This is a genomic window from Pseudoteredinibacter isoporae, assembly GCF_011602085.1.
Classification (GTDB): domain Bacteria; phylum Pseudomonadota; class Gammaproteobacteria; order Pseudomonadales; family Cellvibrionaceae; genus Pseudoteredinibacter; species Pseudoteredinibacter isoporae.
This window is the reverse complement of record NZ_JAAONY010000002.1, coordinates 630860-653107: the sequence shown is the minus strand read 5'-3', so window position 1 is coordinate 653107 and position 22248 is coordinate 630860. Positions and strand designations below refer to the sequence as shown.

The window sequence follows — 22248 nt, the reverse complement described above, 5'->3', positions numbered from 1 at the left end:
CCTATGAGTGAACAAGCTGTAAAACCGATCACGATTGCGATTTCTGCCATGGGTGGACAGGGTGGCGGTGTGTTGTCGAACTGGATTCGTGATCTGGCGGAAAGTAATGGTTACGTTGCCCAATCGACGTCGGTGCCAGGGGTGGCCCAGCGTACGGGCGCGACGATTTATTATCTGGAGTTGTTTTCCCAGGCGGCGATGGCCCAAAGTGATCAAGAGCCGGTACTGGCAATGACCCCGGTGCCGGGCGATGTGGATGTCTTGATTGCAGCTGAATTGGTAGAAGCCGGGCGTGCGCTTCAGCGAGGTTTTGTCAGTGCTGACAGAACCACTTTGATTGCGACCACTCACCGTTCTTACACGGTGTCCGAGCGTCAGCAGAAAGGCAATGGCTTGGTCGACAGCGATAAAATTGTGGCGATTGCCGAGCAGCAAGCTAAGCGATTGATCGCCTTTGATATGAATCAGGTGGCCATTGAAAATCATTCGGTGATCAGTTCAGCTTTGTTTGGTGCCTTGGCGGCATCAGAAGCGTTGCCGTTCAGTAAGGCGCAGTTTGAGTCGGCCATTGAAGCCGGCGGCGTAGCGGTCGCCAGCAGTTTGGCCGCCTTTAACGCGGCGTATGAAAAAGGGCAGGCCGAAAAACCAGAGGCAGTCTCTGAGCCTGATGATGGTTCGGTTTTTTCCGAGCTGCCGGAGCAGGCCAGGACGGATTCGGCCAGGCGATTATTGCAGCGTGTGAGAGATGAAATTCCTGAAGGCAGCCAAACTCTGGTCTTTGAGGCGGTAAAGCAGCTTGTTGACTATCAGGACCCGGAATACGCCCACCAGTATCTCGACCGTTTGAACCGCGTAGTTAAGCAGGATTCCGAGGCTCAGTCCTTTGCCTTGGGTCATGAGCTGGCCAAGCAATTGGCTTTGTGGATGGCCTTTCAGGATACCATTCGTGTGGCTGAGCAAAAGATTCGCGCTGATCGTTTCGAGAAAATTCGCCGTGAAGTAAAAGCCAGCGACGAGCAAATGGTGTACCCGGTGGAATTTTTGCATCCGCGCGTAGAAGAGATTTGTGACAGCATGCCGAAATCCCTCGGGGAGTGGGCGCTGAATAATCGCTTTGCCCGTGGCTGTATTTCTGCTTTGTTTTCCCATGGCCGAAAATTACAAAGTGCAAAACTCAGCGGGTTTCTTCAGCTGTATATGTTGGCCAGTATGAAGTCTGGGCGTCGCAAAACCTTGCGTTATTTCCACGAAAACAATCATATTGAGGCCTGGTTGGGGCGTATCGAGAAAGCCGTGACACGCGATTATGACAGCGCACTGGAAATCGCGAAATGCCAAAACCTGATCAAGGGCTATAGCGATACCCATGCCCGTGGTTATGAAAACTTTAATGCGATCATGGCTGAGGTGGATGCTTGGTTGGTTTCGAGTGAAAACAGCTGTGCAGCGCGAATTGCCAAGCTTCATAAAGCGGCCTTAACTGGTGAAGACCGCAGTGCGTTTGAGGCTGAGTTGGCTCTGGCCAGCTAGGTCTGCTCGAAATAGGGTTTTAATTCCTCTCTCAGAGGCATGGGTTTGATGGCGCTGACACCAGCGCCGCCGGTGTTTCCGAGAGGTACCCATATGGGGGTGATGATTGGGCTCGCCACCATCCGGAAAAGTTGCCCCCAAATTTCCTTCCAGTTTCTCTGCTTCCAGCCGACCCTGAGCATCCAGTAGTGACTCAGAGTGTGAGCGCCGATATTTTTCTGCCCTAATACGTGGGCATTTTCCAGTAGATAAAAACACGCTTGCCAATCCTGCTGGTCGAATAGACGCTGGGCTTCCTGCATGCATTGTTCAAAAGCTGCCATTTTCTCTTCAGTTGCCATATAGGGGCTCCTTGCTTGATGGGACATCGCTTGTTGTGCGAGTGTTTCATTGTGTGAACCTTCAGCAGGGAGTGTCAGGCTTCCAGTGGCTAAAAGGTCAAGGGCTTTGTGTTATGATCGGCGCCCGTTTTTGAGTCCAGCAGTTTGTGCATGTCTAGCGATAAATCTCAGGAGAGCGATGCGTCTTCAGGCCGTGGGCAGTTTTTTCTCCCGGCTGAGCCTTTTGAGCATTGTTACGAAATTAAAAAGAGCGAGTTTATCTGCCAGTTGCATGAGGTGCTGGATCGAGCGGCGGCCATGGCGGTTCTCGCCCAGGCTCGCGAGCAATACCCGGATGCGCGCCATCATTGTTGGGCCTACATCCTGGGTGCGCCTGCGCAGGCGCTATCCCAAGCCTTTAACGACGATGGTGAACCTTCGGGCACCGCGGGCAAACCGATCCTCAATGTGTTGCAGCACCGGAACATGGGGAACACCATGGCCATTGTGGTGCGTTACTTCGGTGGCATTAAATTAGGGGCCGGTGGCCTTGTGCGTGCTTATTCCCAGGCAACTCAGCAGGCCATTGAGCTCTGCCCGCTAAGGCGTTTTGTACCTCGACAGATTGCGTCGCTGGATTGCCCCTATGATCTGGAGCCCGTCTTGAGACGTTTTCTGGATCAACACCAGGGCAATGTGATTGAGCAGCAGTACAGCAGTTCCGCGCAGTTTAAGATCTCCCTCCCAAAACCCGAAATTCCTGCCTTTAAAACCTGGCTCAGTCATCATTTTCAGATTAATTGCGCTTTCGAGGATTAATTCGCCGCTACACTTTATGAACCCTGTGAGACCGTTGGGGTCTTCAATGGGCGCACGAGCCACAATCTGTGGCTATGCTATTGGGAACACGGCCTGTTGTCTGTGTGCCACTGGCGTGCGGCGGCTTTTGGGAAATTCACATCGAGTTAAGTTGAAGTCCTTAAGCTGAATGCGGGATTTAAGAGGTATGTTGTTGTATGAAGAAGTTATTGTCGCTGTCTGAGTTCAGACGTTATGCGATGTGTGTGTCGATATTGCCCCTGCTGATGTCTGCAGCATCTGTATCGGCCAGGTGTCAGTATTATTCCTTTTTGGATTTTGGCGTTGATCCGACGGCTGGCAAGGTCTTCCGAAGTTCGGGTGTGCGCATGTATCAGCCCGGCTTTGAAGCGGCTTACAGTCCCTATGGTCATGTTGAGAAAGACGGTTTTTCAATTCAACGTTTGGGGCCGTTTAATACTCAGGCAGAAGCCAAACAGCGTTTGAATCTGGCTTTGCAAAAACTGAAAAAAGACGGCTATCGCAAGGTTCAAAAAGCCGGTTTCCCACGAGTCTTGCTGTTAAACAAAAAACTCTGCCGCAGCTCAGGTTAAAAGTATTCCGGGGTCAGGCTAAAACTATTACAGGAAAGCTGCTAAAATCGGCGCCGCAATTACAGTCTAATAGACTGGTTTAATCGACCTGTGTAGAGCCTGATTTCAATATGAGTCAATCCCCGATTGTTGTCGCACTCGATTACGACAATGCCAGTGATGCCATTGCCTTGGCTGATCGCTTGAACCCCTCCCAGTGCCGTTTGAAGGTGGGCAAGGAACTCTTCACCAGTGCTGGCCCTGCGGTGGTCGAAGCACTGATGAAGCGTGATTTCGAGATTTTTCTCGATCTTAAATTTCACGATATTCCCAACACCTGCGCAAAAGCCGTGAAAGCCGCCGCCGAACTGGGTGTGTGGATGGTCAATGTTCATGCAAGTGGTGGCCAGCGCATGATGGAAGCGGCTCGCAATGAATTACAGAAGTTTAGTACGCCACCGATGTTGATTGGGGTTACTGTATTGACCAGCATGGACGCCGACGATCTGGCGGGATTAGGTGTAACGGTTTCTCCCCAGGAGCAGGTGTTGAAGCTGGCCAAACTGGCTCAGAAGTCTGGTATGGACGGTGTTGTGTGTTCTGCTCAGGAAGCGTCGGCATTACGCGAGCAAGCCGGCCAGGATTTTTGTCTGGTAACTCCGGGCATTCGGCCTGCGGGCAGCGCTGCCAACGATCAGCGTCGTATTGTTACGCCACAGCAGGCGTTGGAGTGGGGCAGCCACTACTTGGTGATTGGTCGTCCTATCACCCAGGCTGACAATCCAGCTGAAGCCTGTGCGCAGATATTGAACGATATTTCCTCCGCGCAAGCGGTTTAGGTTTGGGCGTGGTTCAGCAGATGGCATTTATTATTACTATTGATGGCCCCAGTGGCGCTGGCAAAGGCACGGTTTCTGCCAAGCTCGCCCATGAATTGGGTTTTGCTCTACTTGATAGTGGCGCCCTGTATCGTCTGACCGGTCTCGCGGCTCGTCTAAACCAATGTAATTTTTCCGATTCTGCAGCCTTGGGAGAGGTGGCGAGATCGCTGGATGTTGAATTTTGTTCTACTGAAGCCGGCGTGACGATTTATCTCTCTGGCCAGGATGTGAGTCAGGCGATTCGCACCGAGCAGGCTGGAATGGATGCCTCGGCCGTGGCGGCTGTGCCGGTGGTGCGAGAAGCGTTGCTTCAGCGTCAGCGGGATTTTGCCAAGGCTCCAGGGGTAGTGGCTGATGGTCGCGATATGGGCAGTACGGTTTTTCCTGATGCTCAGCTCAAGGTGTTTTTGACCGCGAGCGCGGAAGAAAGAGCCCGCCGCCGACTGGCGCAATTACAGGATGCCAATACCGGTGAGAGCTTCGATTACGACAAAATTTTGCAAGATATTGAGGCCAGAGATAAGCAAGACAGTGAACGCAGCAGCTCGCCTTTGCAGGCCGCAAGCGATGCCGTAATGCTGGATAGTAGCGATAAGAGTATTGCGGAAGTCCTTGCCGACATTTTATCGCTGTATCGCAGTCGCTGTTAAATTGATTGCCGATGCTGGCGCTCTATAAACAATACCGATGATTTGAGCTTGCCCACGATAAGGATGCAAGAAAAGAATGGATTACTGGCTTCTGCCTATACTACTGCTGTTATTGCTGGCCGGGTATTTAATCGGCCGGCGTGTGCAGCGTAAAAAGTCCCGTCTCCGTCGACAGGATCGCCATGTGCTTTTCGACAGTAAGGCGCAGCAGTATATTTCCGGTTTAAACTTTTTGTTGAACGAAGAGGGCGATGCGGCAGCTGAAGCCTTTATCGATGCCTTGCCTGTCAGCCGCCAAACCCTGCAGACCCATCTTTCCCTGGGGCGTATGCTGCGCAAGAATGGCGAAATTTCCTCTGCTATCCGCACCCACCAAAGCCTACTGGCTTCGCCCTATCTCGAAGCGGATGATGTTGATCTTGTTCAGCTGGAACTTGCCATTAACTATGTGGTTGCCGGCCTGCTGGACCGGGCTGAGGCCTTGTTGAAGGATTCTTTGAAGGCCCAGGACCCTTATATTCGTCAGCAGGCGCTGGAGCATCTGGTTGCCTTGTACCGTGAGGAGAAGGAGTGGCAAAAGGCCATTGAGGTCATTAATCGCCATGCCGAGCGTCGCTTCGGGCGAGCGACAGAAGAGTGGGTTAACCAACAAAGTCATTTCAGTTGTGAGTTGGCCGAGCTGTCCATCAAGCGAGGGGCTTATCAAGAAGCCCAGCGTCAGCTGCGCGCGGCCCTTGCGTTCGACAAGCGTTCCTTGCGTGCCCAGCTGTTGCAGGTGAAATTGCAGTTATTGAGTGGCGACCATGCTGCGGCTCGAAAGAAAATCAAAAAGCTGATTTTGGCCGGTTGCGACATCTGGGAGCCTATGGCGGAATTGCTGTTGCAGATCTATGAGCAGTCCGGGCGATCTGAGCAGGTGTTGCAGGAATTGAGAGAAATCAGCGTCAGTCATGGCGTTGAGCCCCTGTTGGAAACGGTATACGGCGAGTTGCAAAAGCAGTCGCCCGAGCAGGCAAGAGAGTATCTCCAGGAGATGTTCGAGGCCTCAGGTTCAGACGGGGCTCTGGCGAACATTCTGGGCGATAACGATCAGAAGATCACGCCTCTGCGTCCTCTGTTGCGTAACTATGTACTGCAACAGCAGGCAATTCATATGCCGCATATCTGCTCTGGCTGCGGTTACAGTTCCCAGCAGCACTATTGGCTTTGCCCAACCTGCAAGTCCTGGGGGATGGGGCGCCGTAATCTGCGGGCAAAACCGGGCAAAGCCCAGGAGAAGTCTTCCTGAGGGATGCCTATCTTCACGACAATTCTCCCGTTTGGGCCTAAACCCCCGCCACTGCTGGGTTTTCGTTGAAATTAACCCTGCTTTCTGATAGTCTCCGCCCCTCGCAATTTTGTGCCAAGTGAATTTGGCCGATGCGAAGGGGGTAATGCCAGCCATGTTTACCCTCAATTTCATTAACAGACCCATGCGACTGGCCGTGTGGCAGAGTGGTTTTCAGGCATTTATCGATACGCGCCGAAACCACCTTTATCTATAGGTATTGTAATGAGCGAAAGCTTTGCAGAATTATTTGAAGAAAGTTTAAAGTCCGTTGATATGGTTCCCGGTTCGATCGTAACCGGTGTTGTTATCGATGTAGACAAAGATTGGGTAACTGTACACGCTGGCCTGAAATCTGAAGGCGTGATCCCTGCGGCCCAATTCCTGAACGAGAGCGGTGAGCTGACCCTGTCTGTTGGCGACGAAGTTCAGGTTGCACTGGAAAGTGTTGAAGACGGTTTCGGTGAGACTCGTCTGTCCCGCGAAAAAGCCAAGCGTGCTGAAGCTTGGACTGTTCTGGAAGCGGCTCATGAAGCCGATGAAGTGGTTACCGGTGTTATCAATGGTAAGGTTAAGGGTGGTTTCACCGTTGACGTTTCCAGCATCCGTGCCTTCTTGCCTGGTTCTCTGGTAGACGTTCGCCCTGTTCGCGAAACGGCTCACCTGGAAGGCAAAGAGTTAGAATTCAAAGTTATCAAGCTGGACCAGAAGCGCAACAACGTTGTTGTTTCTCGTCGTGCGGTTCTGGAGCACGCCAACTCTGCTGAGCGTGAAGAGCTGCTGGCCAACCTGCAAGAAGGTATGGCGGTTAAAGGTATCGTTAAGAACCTGACCGACTACGGTGCCTTCGTTGACCTGGGTGGCGTTGACGGCTTGCTGCACATCACTGACATGGCTTGGAAGCGCATCAAGCACCCAAGCGAGATCGTAAATGTTGGTGACGAGATCGACGTTAAAGTATTGAAGTTCGACCGTGAGCGTAACCGCGTATCTCTGGGTCTGAAGCAGTTGGGTGAAGATCCATGGATCCAGATCACCAACCGTTACCCTGAAGGTGCTCGCATCAAGGCTGTTGTGACTAACTTGACTGACTACGGTTGTTTCGCCGAGTTGGAAGAGGGTGTTGAAGGTCTGGTTCACGTTTCTGAAATGGATTGGACCAACAAGAACATCCACCCATCCAAAGTCGTTAATGTTGGCGACGAGCTGGAAGTAATGGTTCTGGATATCGACGAAGAGCGTCGTCGTATTTCTCTGGGTATCAAGCAGTGTCAAGAAAACCCATGGGATGCCTTCGCGCGCACCAGTGCCAAGGGCGACAAAGTTACCGGTAAGATCAAGTCTATTACTGATTTCGGTATCTTCATCGGTCTGGAAGGTGGTATCGATGGTCTGGTTCACTTGTCTGACATCTCCTGGCACGAAGCTGGCGAAGAAGCCGTTCGCAACTACAAGAAAGGCGATGAGCTGGAAACCGTAATCCTGGCGATCGACCCTGAGCGTGAGCGTATCTCTCTGGGTATCAAGCAGTTGGATGCGGATCCGTTCTCTGACTACGTTGCTCAGAACGACAAGGGCGCCATCGTTGTTGGTACTGTGAAAGAAGTTGATGCTAAAGCAGCCGTTGTTGTTTTGGCTGACGACGTTGAAGCCGTACTGAAAGCCTCTGAAATCAGCCGTGACAAGGTAGAAGATGCCCGTAACGTGCTGAAAGAAGGCGAAGAAGTTGAAGCTAAGATCGTTAGCGTTGACCGCAAGAATCGTGCGATCAACCTGTCTATCAAGGCGAAGGACTACGACGACGAGAAGAGTGCAATCAAAGAGCACTCTGCGAAGTCTGCTGAGCAGGTCGCTCCTGCAACCATTGGTGACCTGATCAAGGCGCAAATGGCGAGCCAAGACAAGCAGTAATTGCTTGATTTTGACTGAAAAAGGCGGGTTTTAACCCGCCTTTTTTCGTTTTTAGGGATCGATTTTATGGAAGCGTGCGTTAATTTCACATAACTTGTTGATTTTTAATGTTTTATCGGGTTATTGTTGTTGGGCGGTAGATATTTCAGGTTAACTGAAGGTGTGCCATGACCAAATCAGAATTGATCGACAAAATAGCCATACATCAAGACCAGCTGTCCCAGAAGGACGTGGAGTTGGCGGTAAAATTGATGCTGGAATATATTTCCAAGATGTTGGCGACCGGTGAACGCATCGAAATTCGAGGCTTTGGCAGCTTTTCACTGCATTACCGGGCATCACGTGTAGGGCGAAATCCGAAGACAGGTGACTCGGTTGAGTTGGAGGGTAAACATGTCCCTCATTTCAAACCGGGTAAAGAATTACGCGACCGAGTTAACGAAGGCTTGCATCGCTCTTAGCGCCTCACTGCTGTAAAATCACGCCTATAGTTTTATTAGGGCATTTCTGCCCGTCATCGTCTTATTTTCCGGCCACCGCTTAGCTCGGTGGGCGGACTTATTATTGGGATGTACATACATGACAGAATCCATTAACCCGAATGGCCGCAAAGGGATTATTTTGGCTGGCGGTTCGGGCACTCGCCTTTACCCAATCACCCGTTCAATCAGCAAGCAGATGGTCCCCATCTACGATAAACCCATGGTTTATTATCCCCTTAGTACTCTGATGCTGGCAGGCATTCGAGATATCCTGCTGATCTCCACACCGCGTGATTTGCCCGCTTATGAAGAACTGTTGGGTGATGGCAAAGAGTGGGGCTTGAATATCCAATATGAAGTTCAGCCTTCTCCGGATGGCCTTGCCCAAGCCTTCATCATCGGCGAAAAGTTTATTGGTGACAGCGATTGCGCTTTGGTTCTGGGTGACAATATCTTCTATTCTCAGGACTTCCAGAGCATTTTGCAGCGTGCCTGTGCCCAAGAGGGTGGTGCGACTGTTTTTGGTTACCATGTTGATGATCCGCGCGCTTATGGTGTGGTGGAGTTCAGCCCGGAAGGCAAGGTGCTTTCCATCGAAGAGAAGCCAACCCAGCCGAAGTCCAAATATGCCGTTACCGGACTTTATTTTTACGATAATCGCGTGATCGATATCGCTAAATCCATTAAGCCATCTGATCGCGGCGAGCTGGAAATCACCGATGTGAACAAAGCTTACCTGGACGATGGCAGTTTGACGGTTGAGCTGTTGGGTCGCGGTGCTGCCTGGCTTGATACCGGTACCCATGACAATCTGCTGGAAGCTGGTTACTTTATTCGCACTCTTGAAAAGCGCCAGGGTCTGAAAGTTGCCTGTCCGGAAGAGATTGCTTACCGTATGGGCTACATTGATGCCGAACAACTGAAAGCTCTGGCCAAGCCGCTGGAGAAAAGCGGTTATGGCAAATACCTGTTGGATGTACTAGAAGACCAGGTATTTTAATGGATTGCCAAGAAACAACGATTGCGGATGTACTGCTGTTTAAACCTCGGGTTTTTGGTGATGAGCGCGGCTTTTTTCTAGAGACCTTTCGTGAGTCCTGGTTTTCCGAGCGTGGTTTGGAATATAACTTTGTTCAAGATAACCACAGCTCCTCTTCGAAGGGCGTATTGCGCGGTTTGCACTATCAAATGGAACAAACCCAGGGCAAGCTCGTGAGAGTGGTTCGTGGCGATGTGTTTGATGTCGCTGTGGATATGCGTCGCGATTCTCCAACCTTCGGCAAATACGCTGCCGCCAGACTGTCAGAAGAGAACAAGCATCTGTTCTGGGTGCCACCGGGTTTCGCCCACGGTTTTTTGGTGCTGAGTGACATGGCGGAATTCGTATACAAATGCACGGATTACTATCACCCTGAAAGTGAAGTTTCGCTGCGTTGGGATGACCCCACTGTGGGCATTGATTGGCCCTTGTCCGAAGCTGGACTGGAAGAACCCAGTTTGTCAGCCAAGGATAAAGAAGGCTTCCTGCTTGATCAGGCCCCCAGCTTTTTGAGCCGTGAGCTGAGCGGCGGATTGATAGGTTGATTTGACAGGTTACAGGCAGGATGAAAATTCTTATTACCGGTGCCACAGGGCAGTTGGGCTACCACCTTCAGGAAATTGCCTCGCAGGAAAATCAGGGTGAAGAAATTCTGTGCCCTGGCCGCGATGAATTGAATATGGCCGACACAGAATCGGTAGACCACTATCTGTGCAAACATCAACCGGGCTACATCATCAATGCTGCTGCCTATACCGCAGTAGACAAATCAGAATCCGAAGCTGAGCTTGCATTGGCGATTAACCGAGACGCTGTTGAGCAAATGGCGCGCTACAGCATTGAGCAGCAGTGCCCGTTGATTCAGGTATCGACTGATTTTGTGTTTTCCGGCGAGCAGGGCAAGCCCTATGCGCCTGATTCGAAATGTCAGCCACTCGGTGTTTACGGTAGCAGTAAGCATGAGGGTGAACTGGCGGCATTAAAATCTCCCCATGCGCGCGTTGTTCGCACCGCCTGGGTATACAGTGAACATGGTGCCAACTTTGTAAAAACCATGTTGCGATTGGCACGTGAGCGCGATCAGCTAACGGTGGTGGCCGATCAAATTGGTAGTCCAACATACGCTCGTAATCTGGCGGCGTTTATCTGGAAGTTACGAGACTCATCCAGCGAGCAGAACATTTTCCATTGTTGCGATGCCGGTGTTTGCAGTTGGTATGATTTTGCCAACGGCATTTTTGAGTTGGCTGTAGATCAAGGCTTGTTAAGTCAGGCGCCGAGGGTAAAACCGATTCGTTCTGAACAGTATCCAACACCGGCTCAGCGACCGCACTACAGCGTTCTCGATTGCAGCGCCAGCTATGAGGCTGTGAATGCCGAGCCCGAGCATTGGCGTTTGGCACTGACACAGATGTTGAACACACTTGGCGAGCAAGAAAAGCACTAGAGACTGAATTATGAAAACACTTTTGGTAACCGGCGGCGCTGGTTTTATTGGCTCTAACTTTTGTCACTATTGGGCCAAGCAATATCCTGAGGACAAGGTTGTTGTTCTGGATGCATTGACCTATGCCGGTCATCAGGAATATTTGAGTGAGCTGCAAGCGCAGGCCGGCCTGGAATTTGTGCACGGCGATATTCGCGATTATGCCCTTCTGGAAGAGTTGTTTGCGAAATACCCGTTTGATCATATCGTACACTTCGCGGCTGAATCCCACGTGGATCGTTCCATTACCGGACCAGATGCATTTATCGAAACCAACATCATCGGCACACACAATCTGCTGAAGCTGGCGAAGCAATACTGGATTGACCAGGAAAAGCCCGGCCATCGCTTTCATCATGTGTCGACCGATGAGGTTTACGGAAGCTTGGAAGCTGATGATCCAGCATTCAGCGAAACCACGGCTTTCGCACCCAATTCACCTTACTCGGCCAGTAAGGCGGCATCGGATCATCTGGTTCGAGCTTACCACCATACCTATGGTCTGAACGTGAGCACCAGCAACTGCTCCAACAATTACGGCCCGAGACAGGATAAAGAAAAACTGATTCCGCTGATTATTCATAACATCCTGCATGGTAAGCAATTGCCCATTTACGGCGATGGCATGAATATTCGCGACTGGTTGTATGTCGATGATCATTGTTACGCTATCGATTTGATTCTGCAGAAAGGCAACGCTGGCGAGGTGTACAACGTAGGCGGTGAAAACGAATGGGCCAACCTGCACATTGTTGAATTGATCTGCGATTTGATCGATAAAAAGCTGCAAGACAATCCCGAATACCTTGCACGCTTCAACAGCTCGCCCGTTGCCAATGGCTCCAAGGCCCGAGATCTGATCAGTTTTGTAAAAGATCGAGCCGGCCACGACCGTCGTTATGCCATTGATCCTGGCAAATGTCACGCGGAGCTGAACTATCACCCGAAGGAAACTTTTGAAACCGGAATTGCCAAAACCCTGGATTGGTATCTAACAGAAGCCCTGAAGGCTTGATCCTGTGACTGACGTGCAACTGACGGCATCGGTGGTTTTGTATCACAGCCCCGCTGATATGGTTGCGCGTCATCTTCAGAGTGTGGCGAAATCGTTCGCACATTTTTCCAATGTATATCCGACCGCAAGTCTGCGGTTTTTCTTTGTCGACAACAGTGTGGATGAACATTATCTGCGCACCATCGAAACGCTGATCTCCCAGTGCCATTTACCCGAAGGGATGCGCCTTGAGCTGATTAAGAGTTCTGAGAATAAAGGCTATGGTGATGCACACAATCAAGCATTGGAAAAAGTACCTTCTGAACAATATGTTGGGAAGGAAGACCGAGCGAAGGACACGCGCTTTCACGTGGTGCTAAACCCCGATGTTTATCTGGCTGAAGATACCTTACTGCTTAGCTACAAATGCATCAGCAAACAGCAGGATATTGCGCTGATCAGCCCCAGAATTCTCGACAATTACGAGGCTGTCCCCCATGTGGCAAAGCGCTATCCGGGCTTGCGAATTCTTATGGGACGATACCTGAAGAGCACTTTGTGGGCGGAGCAACAGCAGCGCTACGTTTACGCAGAGCAAGACCCGGAATCGGCTTTTGATGTGGAAATGGCCGGCGGTTGTTTTTACTTTTGCCGTTTGTCGGCCTTGCAAGACATTAACGGTTTTGATCGAGCTTACTTTTTGTATTTTGAGGACTTTGACCTCTGCGAGCGTTTGCGGGCCAATTCCTGGCGACTACGCTATGAGCCCACAGTGTGTATTCAGCATGAAGGAGGCGGGGTCAGCGGAAAAACCTTACGGCATCAATGGTATTTTATCTGTTCGGCAGCGCGCTTTTATAGCCGCTATGGTTGGCGCTTTTAGGGCAGAAAGTCTGTTCTTGCACGACCTGAAGTGTGGCATCAAAAACCCTCCAAATAAAAAGTGTGAAGCAGGTCTCAAAACTGTGAAGGGCTGCTTATATTTGCTGAGTAGGGCACCTTGAGCTTCGTTAGACCTACATAGCTATGTAGGTGACACCCATGGGATTCAAAATTCTTTTTGGTGCCGTTATCGGCGCCCTAACTCTCTCATTTAACACGGTTCTGGAAGCGGCAGATTTGTCGGTAGAGCGTGATGTTTTGTTACGTTTGCAGCAAGTGTCTGAAAACCAGCAGTTGTCCTTGCAGGATAAGGAGCAATCCTTACTGGATTTCGAGCGTAAGCTGCAAACTGCCCAAAACGACTTGGCTGATGCTGAGCGCGAACTTCAGGAAAAAGAGCAGGAACTGGCCACGGCGACAGCAGGTGGAGAGGCGATGGCTCGCCAGCGCAAGCTTGCGGAACATGGCGTTTCCATGGCCAAACGCGGCGTAAAAAACCGCCACAAGCGCATCCAGAGAATTGAAGGCAAGCTCACCCAGGAACAGGACGCGTTGGCTAAAGCACGTGCCCAGTTGACTAAAAGTCGTAGCAATATCGCCAAGCAGGAAGCCAAAATTGCTCGCCTGCGCGATGAAGCAAAGAACAAGGCTGCGCAGCTTGCCAAAGCTGAGCAGCAACGACGTCAGTCCATACCTGAACCAAAGCCTCAGGTTCAGCAAACCTTAGCGAAAACCCCGGCTCCCGTATCCAAACCTGCCGTCGAAACACCGAAATTGGCGCAAGCTGATATTCCCAAACAGGAACAGCCGAAGGTAGAAGACCCTAAAATTGAAGAGCCTAAACCAGCGTCTCCTGGCAATGACCAGGAAACTAAAGATCAAATGGCGGCTTTGGATGAACTGGCTCGACAACAGGCGCAAGCTGAAGAAAAGCGCCTTACGGAAGCCTTGTCTGGGCCTGAGCGCTCTGGTCGTCAGTTGTACCGAAATCTGCGCATTAAAAGCGATACTGTGGATGCGGGCTTTGAATTTTTGGGCAATCATCAATATCGCGCTGAATCCGCGGTGACGGGTGGTCGTCACATGTTTAAGGTGGGTTCTCACCATTACCGTGGCACGATTCCTTCTTCAGATGAAGGCCAGGTGTATGTGTTTCTCTACGATACCAGCCGCAAGGGTAAGCCTCGCCTAAGTATGTATCGTAAGTCCTTGTTGCAATAATTCTCCGCGATAGGCTCTTTACTGGGCTCAGCTTTCCTGTTGAGCCCAGCCATTCCCAAAAAGTTTTCCCCAAGCCTTGATATCTTCAAGCGAAGCCCCATATTGATATTAGACCCGCCTGATGGGGGTCAAAAACCGGCACACGCTGTGCCACTCAGCCAGGACCAAGAGGTCTGGCAAACATCAATATTGCTTAATCTTAAGGATATTTCTTATGCGTAATTTCGATTTATCACCACTGTACCGTTCGTCGATTGGCTTTGATCGTATGGCCAATATTCTCGACAGCCTGACAGCGACCGAACAGAACCAACCCAGCTACCCACCTTACAATATAGAGCTTACTGGCGAAGACAAATACCGCATTACTATGGCGGTGGCCGGTTTCGCTGAAGCGGAGTTGGGAATAGAGGTTGAAGAGAACAAATTAACCATTGCCGGCAAGAAAGAAGCCGCCAAGGAAGAAAAGACCTATCTGCATCAAGGTATTGCGGCCCGTAACTTTGAGCGCCGTTTCCAACTTGCAGATCACGTTCGTGTAGAACATGCCCATATGGAAAATGGTCTTTTACATATCGATTTGCGCAGGGAAATTCCTGAGGCGATGAAGCCAAGAAGCATTGCCATTTCGAATTCAGGATTGCTCGAATCCTAAGCCCCGCTGCTCATTGGCCCTGACAGCGAAAAGGCTCGCATAATCCATGCGGGCCTTTTTTTGTGAAGTCCGTCTCATAGGGTGATTGTTTTTGCCATAGAGCTTGGTGATTTTCGCCTATTATAATTTGTCACTTAAGACGTTAGGGTACTGCCCAGGTTTTTAACTCTTAAAATATACAGTGACATGTTATGAATGCCACAGCCATAGCCGCTATTTTGATAGCTTTGTGTGCTTTTTGCACAAACACCTTCGCCCAATCCACCCAAGAGCAGCTTAAGCAAGCGCAGGACACGCTTAAGCAAGCCCAGCGACGGCTGCCTCAACTTGAAACCTTGAGTGAAGAACTCAAAGTTGAATTGGAAAGCTTTACACGCAAACTGGAGACCGCCGAGCAGGATTTGGCCCAATCCAACCGTGATGCCGCGAAAGCCCAGGCTTTGTTACAAGAAAGTAAAGTGGCCCACGAAGCGAATCCCAATCAGGATACCGATCGCGCCTTACGAAAAGCCGAGCACGGTTACGCTATGGCGGAACGCGGCGTAAAAAACCGCAATAAGCGTGTTGAGCGAATTCAGGGTAAGCATCAGCAGTTGCTGTTGAGCAGCGAACGCAATGCTCAGCAACAGAAAACTCTGGGTACCCAGATTAAAAACCAGCGAGTGCAGATTCAGCAATTAGAAGCCAGGTTGCACGAAGAAAAACAAAAAGCGACCCAATTGGCTGCCAGTGCGGCCTCAGCAAAAGTTGAGCAGCAGGCTCAGCTTGAGAGACAGCAGCGTGAGCAGGCAGAAAAGCTTGCGCAGCAGCGCCAGGCCGAAGCGAAGAAAGCCGAGCTGACGCAAACCATGGCAAAGAAAGATCCGGTGACTCAGGAGATTAAGTTGAGCGCCGAAGATCAATCGGCACAACGTAAAGCGCAGAAATTATTGGCGGAAGTCAATCAACAGATTGCTGATAAGCCGGGCCGACGTCCTTTGTATAAGCGTCTTACCTTAAAAGGGCAGCAGTTACCGACCGTACCGTTTACTTTTATTGGTGCCAATTATTACCGTGCGGAAACTCGGGTGAGCTCCGGACAACAATTTTTCGAGATTGCGAAAAATCGTTTCAAGCGCGATTTGCCGGAGTCGGATGATGGCCAGGTGTATGTCTTTATCTACCAAGCCAAGTCCGCTTCACGCGGTGTCTTGCAGTACTATAAAAAATCTCTGCTGGACAACTAAAGCAGAAAGGCCAGAGCTTAGCCTCAAGCTCTGGTCTTTTATTGATTGACCGAAAATAATTTCGCTCGCACTGTGGTGCGATATTCGCTGGGTGTGGTTGCCAGTAGTTTTTTAAACAACCCGGTAAAATGCCCCATATCCTGATAGCCCACCCGAAATGCAATTTCATTGATTGAGAGATTGCTGGTTTTCAATAGATCCTTGGCCGTTTCAATACGCACTTCTTGCAGGTATTGCAAAGGAGACTTGCCGGTGGCGCTTTTAAAGCGGCGATTAAAAGTTCGCACGCTCATATCAAATTTTTCAGCAACGTCGCTGAGTTTGACTTCTTTACCGTAATTATCCTGCAGCCAGATCTGGGCTTGAACAATATCTTCATCGGGATGGTTATTCGAGCAGCCTTCAAAAAAGCCACTTTCTTCATAGGAGCGGCGAATTTCATGGGAGAAGTGACGTTCAACGTGATTTGCAGTCGGGCGGTCATACAGGCGCTGAATAAAATGCACGGTCAAATCTGCCAGGGCGTTTACACTGGCCGCGCAATAGAGGTTCGATGCCTGGGTGATAAAGTACTGACGCTTCAATTGAACTTGCGGGTAGTCGCGTTGAAATTGATCAAAGTAATGCCAGTGAGTGGTCGCGGGTTTTCCGTCCAGAAGACCGGCTTCTGCCAACAAGCAGCAACCTGTACCAACGGCACTAATGGTCGCACCGTTTTCATAATGTTGTCTGAGCCAGCTTAGAAGCTGGGGTTGGCTCTTCATTAAGGGTCTGGGATTGCGCCACAGGGCCGGCAAGTAAATCATATCGCTTTGATCAACTTCCGGCAGGCTCAGATCAGGTTGGAAGGCAAATCCGGCGCGGGTCATCACGGATTTACGCTCGATGGCAGCGGTCTGTATGTTCAGCCGCTCGGCGCGACGATTCTGGGCGAGGGCAGCAGACTCGGCGGCTTTCAGCATCTCAATCGGCAGCGTGGTGCCGGTGGCGAGCATGTGATCGCATAAAACAAAGGTGATAGTAGGCACTGTGAATTCCCGGCTCTTCCAATTCCCAAAACGTTAACATCAGGGGCCTTAAAGGCGCTAAATCAAGCCTTGGCCACTATGCCTGTAATATTGGCTAAAGTTGCACGTGGGTGGTTATGGTTATACTGGTCTTAATTGTTGCCATATTGGCCAAAAGGGGTCGTTTTAGCATCTGATGGCCTGTTTCCCGGCGGGGCTGGCTGAAATCACAAAAATAATCGCTCTATAGATTCATAGAATAAACCCATAGCTTGTAACAGTAATTTTTATGGGGTTCTCTATGTCAAAGCTGCGCTTACCTGTCATTGTTTCGCTGGGAGGAATCAATGCCGCTGGCCGCAGTTCTGGTCACCATGCCTATCGCCGAATGGTGTTGGATAAGTTGAGTGCCAGCCAGCAACATGAAACTCTCCAGTCCCTGGCCGCCATGTGCGGTATCGACAGTCAAACTGAGTTCAGCGCTCAGGAGCGCGAACGCATTTTGGCCAGCACCTTGATTCGCCAGGTTGAAGGCAATCATTTCGACGTTCAAAACTTGCCCTGGATGACTCCCCTGGATACCCATGATCGGGCCGGTCAGCCAATAGAGTTCGAGTGCCGACGTAAACAACTGCCTCGTGACTTGCCTGAAAACTGGGAAGTAAGCGATCTGGGAGATGATCGTGTCTGCGTGAGAATGGCCGGGCAGGGGCGTTTGTTCGTCCCCAATACTCGTGTCGCACCCGTGCAATCTGCCGGTCAGTTGCCAACGGGCTTTGACCCGGGCAGTTTGTATCAGTCCCGTTTCCACCCGAGGGGTTTGCAAATGTCGGTTGTCGCCGCTTCCGATGCTCTGAACAATATGGGGCTGGCTTGGGAATCCCTCTGTGCAACCTTGCCGGCCGATCAGATTGCAGTGTATTCCGGCAGTGTCATGGCGCAGCTTGATGACAACGGTTATGGCGGATTAATGCAATCACGTATGCGCGGTGGTCGAGTTAGCTCCAAGCAGTTGCCGCTTGGTCTGAATACCATGCCGGCGGATTTTGTGAACGCTTATGTGTTGGGCAGTCTGGGGGCTACAGGCAGTGTGACCGGCGCCTGTGCAACCTTCCTCTACAATCTGCGTATGGGGGTTGAAGATATCCAGTCTGGCCGCCGTCGCGTGGTATTCGTGGGCAATTCTGAGGCGCCATTAACGCCAGAGGTGTTTGAAGGTTACGGCGCGATGAGTGCGCTGGCCACCGATGACGGTTTGCGTAAGCTCGATGGCAGTGATCAAGCGAATCACCGTCGCGCCAGTCGCCCCTTTGGTGACAACTGTGGCTTTACCCTGGCCGAATCCGCTCAGTATTTTGTGTTGATGGATGATGAATTGGCTATTGAGCTGGGCGCTGAAATCTACGGTGCCGTTAGCGATGTCTTTATTAATGCCGATGGTTACAAGAAATCGATCTCTGCGCCTGGACCGGGTAACTACATCACCCTGGCGAAATCCATGGCGGCGAGTGCGGCCTTGTTGGGCGAGCGCAGTTTGCGCGAGCGCAGCTATATTCAGGCTCATGGTTCCAGCACACCCCAAAATCGTGTGACAGAGTCTCGAATCCTTGATGCCATGGCGAAAAATTTCGGCATCGAATCCTGGCCTGTGTCAGCCGTAAAAGCCTATGTGGGCCACTCACTGGCACCGGCCAGTGCGGATCAAATGCTGGCTGTACTGGGTCAGTTTGCCCACGGCTGGTTGCCGGGGTTGAAAACTTCCGGTGCGATTGCAGATGACGTGTACCAGGACAACTTGAATTTGCCTTTGGATGACATCGAACTGCCTGAAACCGATGTCGCCTTTATTAACTCCAAGGGTTTCGGTGGCAACAATGCCACAGCAGCGGTTATTCATCCGAATAAAGTTTCCGAGATGCTGAGTAAGCGTTATGGCCACGCGTCTATGTCTGCGTACCAGTCAAAGCTCGAAGCCACACGTCAGCAGCGAGCAGAATATGAAGCGGCAGTCAGCCAGGGGGATTGGCAGGTGCGATACCGTTTTGGTGAAGGCATGATTGATGAGGCCGAGCTGGAAATGGATCGCGAAAAGCTGCGTTTACCAGGTTGGGAGCAGTTGGTGGAACTTCCCCAAAATACGCCATACGACGATCTTCGACTGGACTGAATTCGGGTTTCTGAATTCAAGCTGACTTCTTAGCCTGGGTGCATTCGAGCCCGGGCTTTCTCTTTCTCAATACCTACTTTGCCCTGCCAGCGTTATGGGTTGGGCAATGACTCAATGAGCTTTGCTTCCTGTCACTGGCCCTGCCAATCAAGCCAAGGTTATACTGTGCGTAAATAAATTGAGGAGGGTGGTCACTTGCCGAATACTGATCATCTCGAGATTTCCGCTGGCAATGAGGCCGAGTCGGAAGCTGTGTCGAAGCCGGTAGGTGCGGGAGACAACGGCCAGGCAGAAACCGATTTGCCAATAGGGCGCCGCTTGCAACTCCTGCGCGAGCGTAACGGTTGGTCGCAACGGGAGCTGGCAAAGCGCTCTGGTGTCACCAACAGCGTTATATCAACGATTGAGCAGGGGCGGGTAAGCCCGTCGATTAGCTCTCTGGAAAAAATCCTGGCCGGTTTCCCGGTATCTCTGCGTGAATTTTTTACTTTTGATCCCGATGCGGAAGCGCCGGTCTTTTTCGCGGTAGGTGAAATGGAAACTCGCCAGTTTGGTGGCCTCAATTCACGACGGCTTTTTGCTCATCAAGGCGTCGCCGTCACCCATGTGGTTTATGAAGCGTCTACCGGAGAAGCCGCCAGCTCATCCCCCAGCCTTTACCAACGTGACGGCATGACAGTGGGTGTGATTATTTCCGGGCAACTGGAGGTGACTGTAGGCGGTCAGGTCAGAGTTTTGCAGGCCGGTGAGGGTTACCAGTTCGATCAGACTCGCCCTCACTGTATACGCAACCTGGCTGAAGAAGAGTGTGTGGTCTTGTCGGTTAGTTGCTAGAATGGCTGCCCTCCGCAGGCGTGGTAAACAAAGGCCAGGCGGGGCAAACCATAGCAATGTACAAACAAAGTACAAAACCATAGCACGAATATAAGAGACCGTTTATGAAGACCAGACGCCAGCGTGGTGAAGAAATTCGCCGGGAAGTAATGAGTGACCCATTTGTTGATCGCGCCCTGAACAACAGCAACGACTTCGATGCTCCTTTGCAGGAACTGGTGATGGAAACTGCCTGGGGGACTGTGTGGGATCGCGACGATTTACCCCGCGCTACTCGTAGTTTGGTAACCATCGCCATGCTGGCGGCCATGAAATGTTCCAATGAATTGAAAGGTCATGTGCGCGGTGCCTTGAGAAATGGTTGTTCGGTTGAAGAGATTCGCGGGGTTTTACTGCATGCGGTTCCTTACATCGGTGCGCCAGCGAGCCTTGAAGCGTTTCGTTCCGCTCGCGAAGTCATTGAAGAGTTTGAAAAAGCTCAGCAAGCTGACGCCGAGTAAGAAGCCGAGTAAAGGGTTACGCCTGTATGTTTCCAGTGGTTCAGCATCCTGCCGAGCATATCGCCAAGTGTCTTCGCGAAGCACAAAACAATGAATACGTTTTTTGTTTTGAGTTTTCGGATGCGCTTTCTGATTCGGACGTAAATGCCCGGGCAAAATCCTATTCTGCGCGACTCTTTTTAGAGCAAGGTCGTTGGCAGTTATCAATTCTCGAAGGTTCGGGGCCTGAACTTGAAACCTTGCGAGCAGCTGAACGTATCGCGGTTGATGGCCCGTGGTTTCTGAAAACGGTGAGTATCCCCAAGCCTTGGGGGAAAGAAATCTGGTATAGCGCCTACGAGCAGCGAGGTGTGTGTCATTTTGCCGCCAGCGCTGAGCAGCATGGTATTCCGGTTCCGCTGTTGTTGCATCTGTTTCCTCAGTTACTCGGTCGGGCTTCGGCACTGAATCTGTTAAAAGTGCTGGCTCCCTTTTCCAGTGAATTGTTGGGCGAACTCTATTTTGAAATGCATGAGGAGAAGCAGGAAGTTTATGTGGTCAGCCACATTGACGAACAAGCCTGGCCTAATGGCGTCGCTGAAATGCGTTTTGGGTTTTGCGAAAGGAAGCAACAGGAGTTCGCGAGCTTTGAAGAATTTAAAGGTTCGTATCTTTCCTCGGTGAAAGCTTATGAGGCGGTGCGACAGGAAATTGATGCAGAATTACGAAGCTTGTCCGCGGATGCTTCTGTTGAGCTTTTAAGCGAGACAGAGAAACAAAATATGCTTTTGGCTTTACCTCAGGCGTTGCAGCAAAGGGAAGCCTCACTGGCCAGAGATATGTCCAGTTACATCGCCAAGCGAGCTTTGCGTTTGGGTGACGTTATCAAAGTGCCAAAAATGTTACCCCACGGATTACTGCACGGAGTTCGAGTAGTGGAGTTCCAGACGCCGGTCTATGAGCGTTTAATTCTGTCTTTTCGTCAGCAGGTGCTGACCCAGTCTCATTGGGATACAGAGCAGGCGCTTTCGATGTTGATGCAGGCTCCGGCATTCGATTCTAAGGAAACATTTGATGTCTGCCCTCTGAATGAAGGCCTCGCTGCAAATCTGGAAGTTGAGCGCATAGTGTCCTTTGATGATTTTGAAGTGTATCGATTGCGCTTCCTTAAAACGGCTTGTGTTGCTGTAGCCCCAATTTTGGAGCAGTTGCTGTCTGTTCAATCCCATTTTGAAAATCATCCTGCCGGCAATGTGTTGATGTTGGCACTTCACACGATGACCCTGTCCGGTGAGTCTTCAACGATAAACCTGCAAGCCGAAGAGGGCGCCTGTTTGCCTCTGTGGCAAGGCTTGCATCAGAATGCGGTGAATCTCCAGGCAGAGAAGGGGGCTATCGCCCTGCTAAGCCGGCCCTTGCCGTGAAAATCCCCTCAACTTAGGGAAAAATTCAGCCATTGTGTTGATCCCTTCAAAAGAGTGTGGCAGTATTAGCACCCCTTTGGCACAGGGCAGTTTTGATTTGGGCATTTTAGTGTTTTAAATCAATGGCTTAGGTGCTAATTAGAGCTCGGCTTTTGAAGCGAGAGCCCACAAAGTAATGCGGACGTGGCGGAATTGGTAGACGCGCTAGATTTAGGTTCTAGTATCGCAAGGTGTGAGAGTTCAAGTCTCTCCGTCCGCACCATATTTTTCTAGAGATTATTGGCTTTAGGGAGTTGCCCTAAGGCTTTTTTGCGTTCAGCGCTCCCCGATGGCGCAAGCGCT

The 22248-nt window shown here is 50.9% G+C and carries 22 protein-coding genes and 1 tRNA gene; 21 read left to right on the top strand and 2 right to left on the bottom strand.

Annotation, left to right across the window (positions count from 1 at the left end):
- The first annotated feature begins 3 nt into the window (after positions 1-3).
- Positions 4-1530 carry an indolepyruvate oxidoreductase subunit beta family protein gene (locus G8768_RS11345; RefSeq protein ID WP_166846987.1) on the top strand — a complete coding sequence of 509 codons (1527 nt, stop codon included), beginning with the start codon at positions 4-6 and terminating at the stop codon, positions 1528-1530.
- Here G8768_RS11345 and G8768_RS11340 read toward each other — a convergent pair.
- Positions 1527-1871 carry a DUF3703 domain-containing protein gene (locus tag G8768_RS11340; protein ID WP_166846990.1) on the bottom strand — a complete coding sequence of 115 codons (345 nt, stop codon included), beginning with the start codon at positions 1869-1871 and terminating at the stop codon, positions 1527-1529. The two genes, G8768_RS11345 and G8768_RS11340, sit on opposite strands and share 4 nt — an antisense overlap.
- Positions 1872-2021: 150 nt before the next feature.
- On the opposite strand from G8768_RS11340, the gene G8768_RS11335 reads away from it, so the two are divergent.
- The 15 genes from G8768_RS11335 to G8768_RS11265 all read left to right on the top strand — a co-directional run bounded on the left by G8768_RS11335 (position 2022) and on the right by G8768_RS11265 (position 15995).
- Entirely contained in the window at positions 2022-2669 is a 648-nt protein-coding gene (locus G8768_RS11335; RefSeq protein ID WP_166846994.1) for a YigZ family protein, read from the top strand.
- 197 nt (positions 2670-2866) lie between these two features.
- Positions 2867-3262: a hypothetical protein gene (locus G8768_RS11330; RefSeq protein WP_166846997.1), complete on the top strand. Its 396-nt coding sequence runs from the start codon at positions 2867-2869 to the stop codon at positions 3260-3262.
- 110 nt (positions 3263-3372) lie between these two features.
- On the top strand, positions 3373-4080 hold the full coding sequence (gene pyrF, locus G8768_RS11325; RefSeq protein WP_166846999.1) for an orotidine-5'-phosphate decarboxylase: 708 nt from the start codon (positions 3373-3375) through the stop codon (positions 4078-4080).
- 20 nt (positions 4081-4100) lie between these two features.
- Positions 4101-4772 (top strand): (d)CMP kinase, encoded by a 672-nt coding sequence (cmk, locus tag G8768_RS11320; protein ID WP_166847001.1) that lies wholly within the window; start codon positions 4101-4103, stop codon positions 4770-4772.
- Positions 4773-4848: 76 nt separating this feature from the next.
- On the top strand, positions 4849-6060 hold the full coding sequence (locus G8768_RS11315) for a hypothetical protein (RefSeq protein WP_166847003.1): 1212 nt from the start codon (positions 4849-4851) through the stop codon (positions 6058-6060).
- Between the two features lie 264 nt (positions 6061-6324).
- Entirely contained in the window at positions 6325-8010 is a 1686-nt protein-coding gene (gene rpsA / locus G8768_RS11310; protein WP_166847005.1) for a 30S ribosomal protein S1, read from the top strand.
- A gap of 167 nt (positions 8011-8177) precedes the next feature.
- A complete protein-coding gene (gene ihfB, locus G8768_RS11305; protein ID WP_166847007.1) occupies positions 8178-8471 on the top strand; it encodes an integration host factor subunit beta in 294 nt (97 codons plus the stop codon).
- Between the two features lie 118 nt (positions 8472-8589).
- On the top strand, positions 8590-9492 hold the full coding sequence (rfbA, locus tag G8768_RS11300) for a glucose-1-phosphate thymidylyltransferase RfbA (RefSeq protein WP_166847009.1): 903 nt from the start codon (positions 8590-8592) through the stop codon (positions 9490-9492).
- A complete protein-coding gene (gene rfbC, locus G8768_RS11295; protein ID WP_166847011.1) occupies positions 9492-10076 on the top strand; it encodes a dTDP-4-dehydrorhamnose 3,5-epimerase in 585 nt (194 codons plus the stop codon). The genes rfbA and rfbC overlap by 1 nt, the downstream gene beginning before the upstream one ends.
- Before the next feature lie 20 nt (positions 10077-10096).
- The gene (gene rfbD, locus G8768_RS11290; protein ID WP_166847013.1) at positions 10097-10978 is read left to right on the top strand and encodes a dTDP-4-dehydrorhamnose reductase; all 882 of its coding nucleotides are present in this window, start codon (positions 10097-10099) and stop codon (positions 10976-10978) included.
- Positions 10979-10985: 7 nt separating this feature from the next.
- On the top strand, positions 10986-12032 hold the full coding sequence (gene rfbB, locus G8768_RS11285) for a dTDP-glucose 4,6-dehydratase (protein ID WP_341801017.1): 1047 nt from the start codon (positions 10986-10988) through the stop codon (positions 12030-12032).
- A 4-nt stretch (positions 12033-12036) separates the two neighbouring features.
- Positions 12037-12894: a glycosyltransferase family 2 protein gene (locus tag G8768_RS11280; protein WP_166847018.1), complete on the top strand. Its 858-nt coding sequence runs from the start codon at positions 12037-12039 to the stop codon at positions 12892-12894.
- A 158-nt stretch (positions 12895-13052) separates the two neighbouring features.
- Positions 13053-14114, top strand: coding sequence for a hypothetical protein (locus G8768_RS11275; RefSeq protein ID WP_166847021.1), 1062 nt, complete (start codon positions 13053-13055; stop codon positions 14112-14114).
- A 214-nt stretch (positions 14115-14328) separates the two neighbouring features.
- Positions 14329-14769 (top strand): Hsp20 family protein, encoded by a 441-nt coding sequence (locus G8768_RS11270; protein WP_166847024.1) that lies wholly within the window; start codon positions 14329-14331, stop codon positions 14767-14769.
- A 191-nt stretch (positions 14770-14960) separates the two neighbouring features.
- Positions 14961-15995: a coiled-coil domain-containing protein gene (locus G8768_RS11265; RefSeq protein WP_166847026.1), complete on the top strand. Its 1035-nt coding sequence runs from the start codon at positions 14961-14963 to the stop codon at positions 15993-15995.
- A gap of 38 nt (positions 15996-16033) precedes the next feature.
- Here the strand turns inward: G8768_RS11265 and G8768_RS11260 are convergent, their stop codons facing one another.
- Complete coding sequence (locus G8768_RS11260; RefSeq protein ID WP_166847028.1) at positions 16034-17023, bottom strand: helix-turn-helix domain-containing protein; 990 nt, start codon at positions 17021-17023, stop codon at positions 16034-16036.
- Positions 17024-17303: 280 nt separating this feature from the next.
- Between G8768_RS11260 and G8768_RS11255 the strand changes: the two genes are divergently transcribed.
- The 5 genes from G8768_RS11255 (at position 17304) to G8768_RS11235 (ending at position 22168) form a co-directional block, all read left to right on the top strand.
- Entirely contained in the window at positions 17304-19169 is a 1866-nt protein-coding gene (locus tag G8768_RS11255) for a beta-ketoacyl synthase (RefSeq protein WP_166847030.1), read from the top strand.
- 195 nt (positions 19170-19364) lie between these two features.
- A complete protein-coding gene (locus G8768_RS11250) occupies positions 19365-20003 on the top strand; it encodes a helix-turn-helix domain-containing protein (RefSeq protein WP_166847032.1) in 639 nt (212 codons plus the stop codon).
- A 104-nt stretch (positions 20004-20107) separates the two neighbouring features.
- Positions 20108-20503, top strand: coding sequence for a carboxymuconolactone decarboxylase family protein (locus G8768_RS11245; RefSeq protein WP_166847034.1), 396 nt, complete (start codon positions 20108-20110; stop codon positions 20501-20503).
- 26 nt (positions 20504-20529) lie between these two features.
- Positions 20530-21906, top strand: a complete 1377-nt coding sequence (locus G8768_RS11240) for a hypothetical protein (protein WP_166847036.1) — start codon at positions 20530-20532, stop codon at positions 21904-21906.
- 177 nt (positions 21907-22083) lie between these two features.
- A tRNA-Leu gene (locus G8768_RS11235) sits at positions 22084-22168 on the top strand.
- The last annotated feature ends 80 nt before the right edge of the window (positions 22169-22248 follow it).

What these genes read in the sequence shown, in the direction of transcription:
- G8768_RS11240 (WP_166847036.1), top strand. Translation starts at nt 20,530, where the DNA reads ATGTTTCCAGTGGTTCAGCATCCTGCCGAGCATATCGCCAAGTGTCTT.
- rpsA (WP_166847005.1), top strand. Translation starts at nt 6,325, where the DNA reads ATGAGCGAAAGCTTTGCAGAATTATTTGAAGAAAGTTTAAAGTCCGTT.
- pyrF (WP_166846999.1), top strand. Translation starts at nt 3,373, where the DNA reads ATGAGTCAATCCCCGATTGTTGTCGCACTCGATTACGACAATGCCAGT.
- G8768_RS11275 (WP_166847021.1), top strand. Translation starts at nt 13,053, where the DNA reads ATGGGATTCAAAATTCTTTTTGGTGCCGTTATCGGCGCCCTAACTCTC.
- G8768_RS11255 (WP_166847030.1), top strand. Translation starts at nt 17,304, where the DNA reads ATGTCAAAGCTGCGCTTACCTGTCATTGTTTCGCTGGGAGGAATCAAT.
- G8768_RS11315 (WP_166847003.1), top strand. Translation starts at nt 4,849, where the DNA reads ATGGATTACTGGCTTCTGCCTATACTACTGCTGTTATTGCTGGCCGGG.
- rfbC (WP_166847011.1), top strand. Translation starts at nt 9,492, where the DNA reads ATGGATTGCCAAGAAACAACGATTGCGGATGTACTGCTGTTTAAACCT.
- G8768_RS11270 (WP_166847024.1), top strand. Translation starts at nt 14,329, where the DNA reads ATGCGTAATTTCGATTTATCACCACTGTACCGTTCGTCGATTGGCTTT.
- cmk (WP_166847001.1), top strand. Translation starts at nt 4,101, where the DNA reads ATGGCATTTATTATTACTATTGATGGCCCCAGTGGCGCTGGCAAAGGC.
- G8768_RS11345 (WP_166846987.1), top strand. Translation starts at nt 4, where the DNA reads ATGAGTGAACAAGCTGTAAAACCGATCACGATTGCGATTTCTGCCATG.
- rfbA (WP_166847009.1), top strand. Translation starts at nt 8,590, where the DNA reads ATGACAGAATCCATTAACCCGAATGGCCGCAAAGGGATTATTTTGGCT.
- rfbD (WP_166847013.1), top strand. Translation starts at nt 10,097, where the DNA reads ATGAAAATTCTTATTACCGGTGCCACAGGGCAGTTGGGCTACCACCTT.
- G8768_RS11340 (WP_166846990.1), bottom strand. Translation starts at nt 1,871, where the DNA reads ATGGCAACTGAAGAGAAAATGGCAGCTTTTGAACAATGCATGCAGGAA.
- G8768_RS11335 (WP_166846994.1), top strand. Translation starts at nt 2,022, where the DNA reads ATGTCTAGCGATAAATCTCAGGAGAGCGATGCGTCTTCAGGCCGTGGG.
- ihfB (WP_166847007.1), top strand. Translation starts at nt 8,178, where the DNA reads ATGACCAAATCAGAATTGATCGACAAAATAGCCATACATCAAGACCAG.
- G8768_RS11265 (WP_166847026.1), top strand. Translation starts at nt 14,961, where the DNA reads ATGAATGCCACAGCCATAGCCGCTATTTTGATAGCTTTGTGTGCTTTT.
- G8768_RS11330 (WP_166846997.1), top strand. Translation starts at nt 2,867, where the DNA reads ATGAAGAAGTTATTGTCGCTGTCTGAGTTCAGACGTTATGCGATGTGT.
- G8768_RS11245 (WP_166847034.1), top strand. Translation starts at nt 20,108, where the DNA reads ATGAAGACCAGACGCCAGCGTGGTGAAGAAATTCGCCGGGAAGTAATG.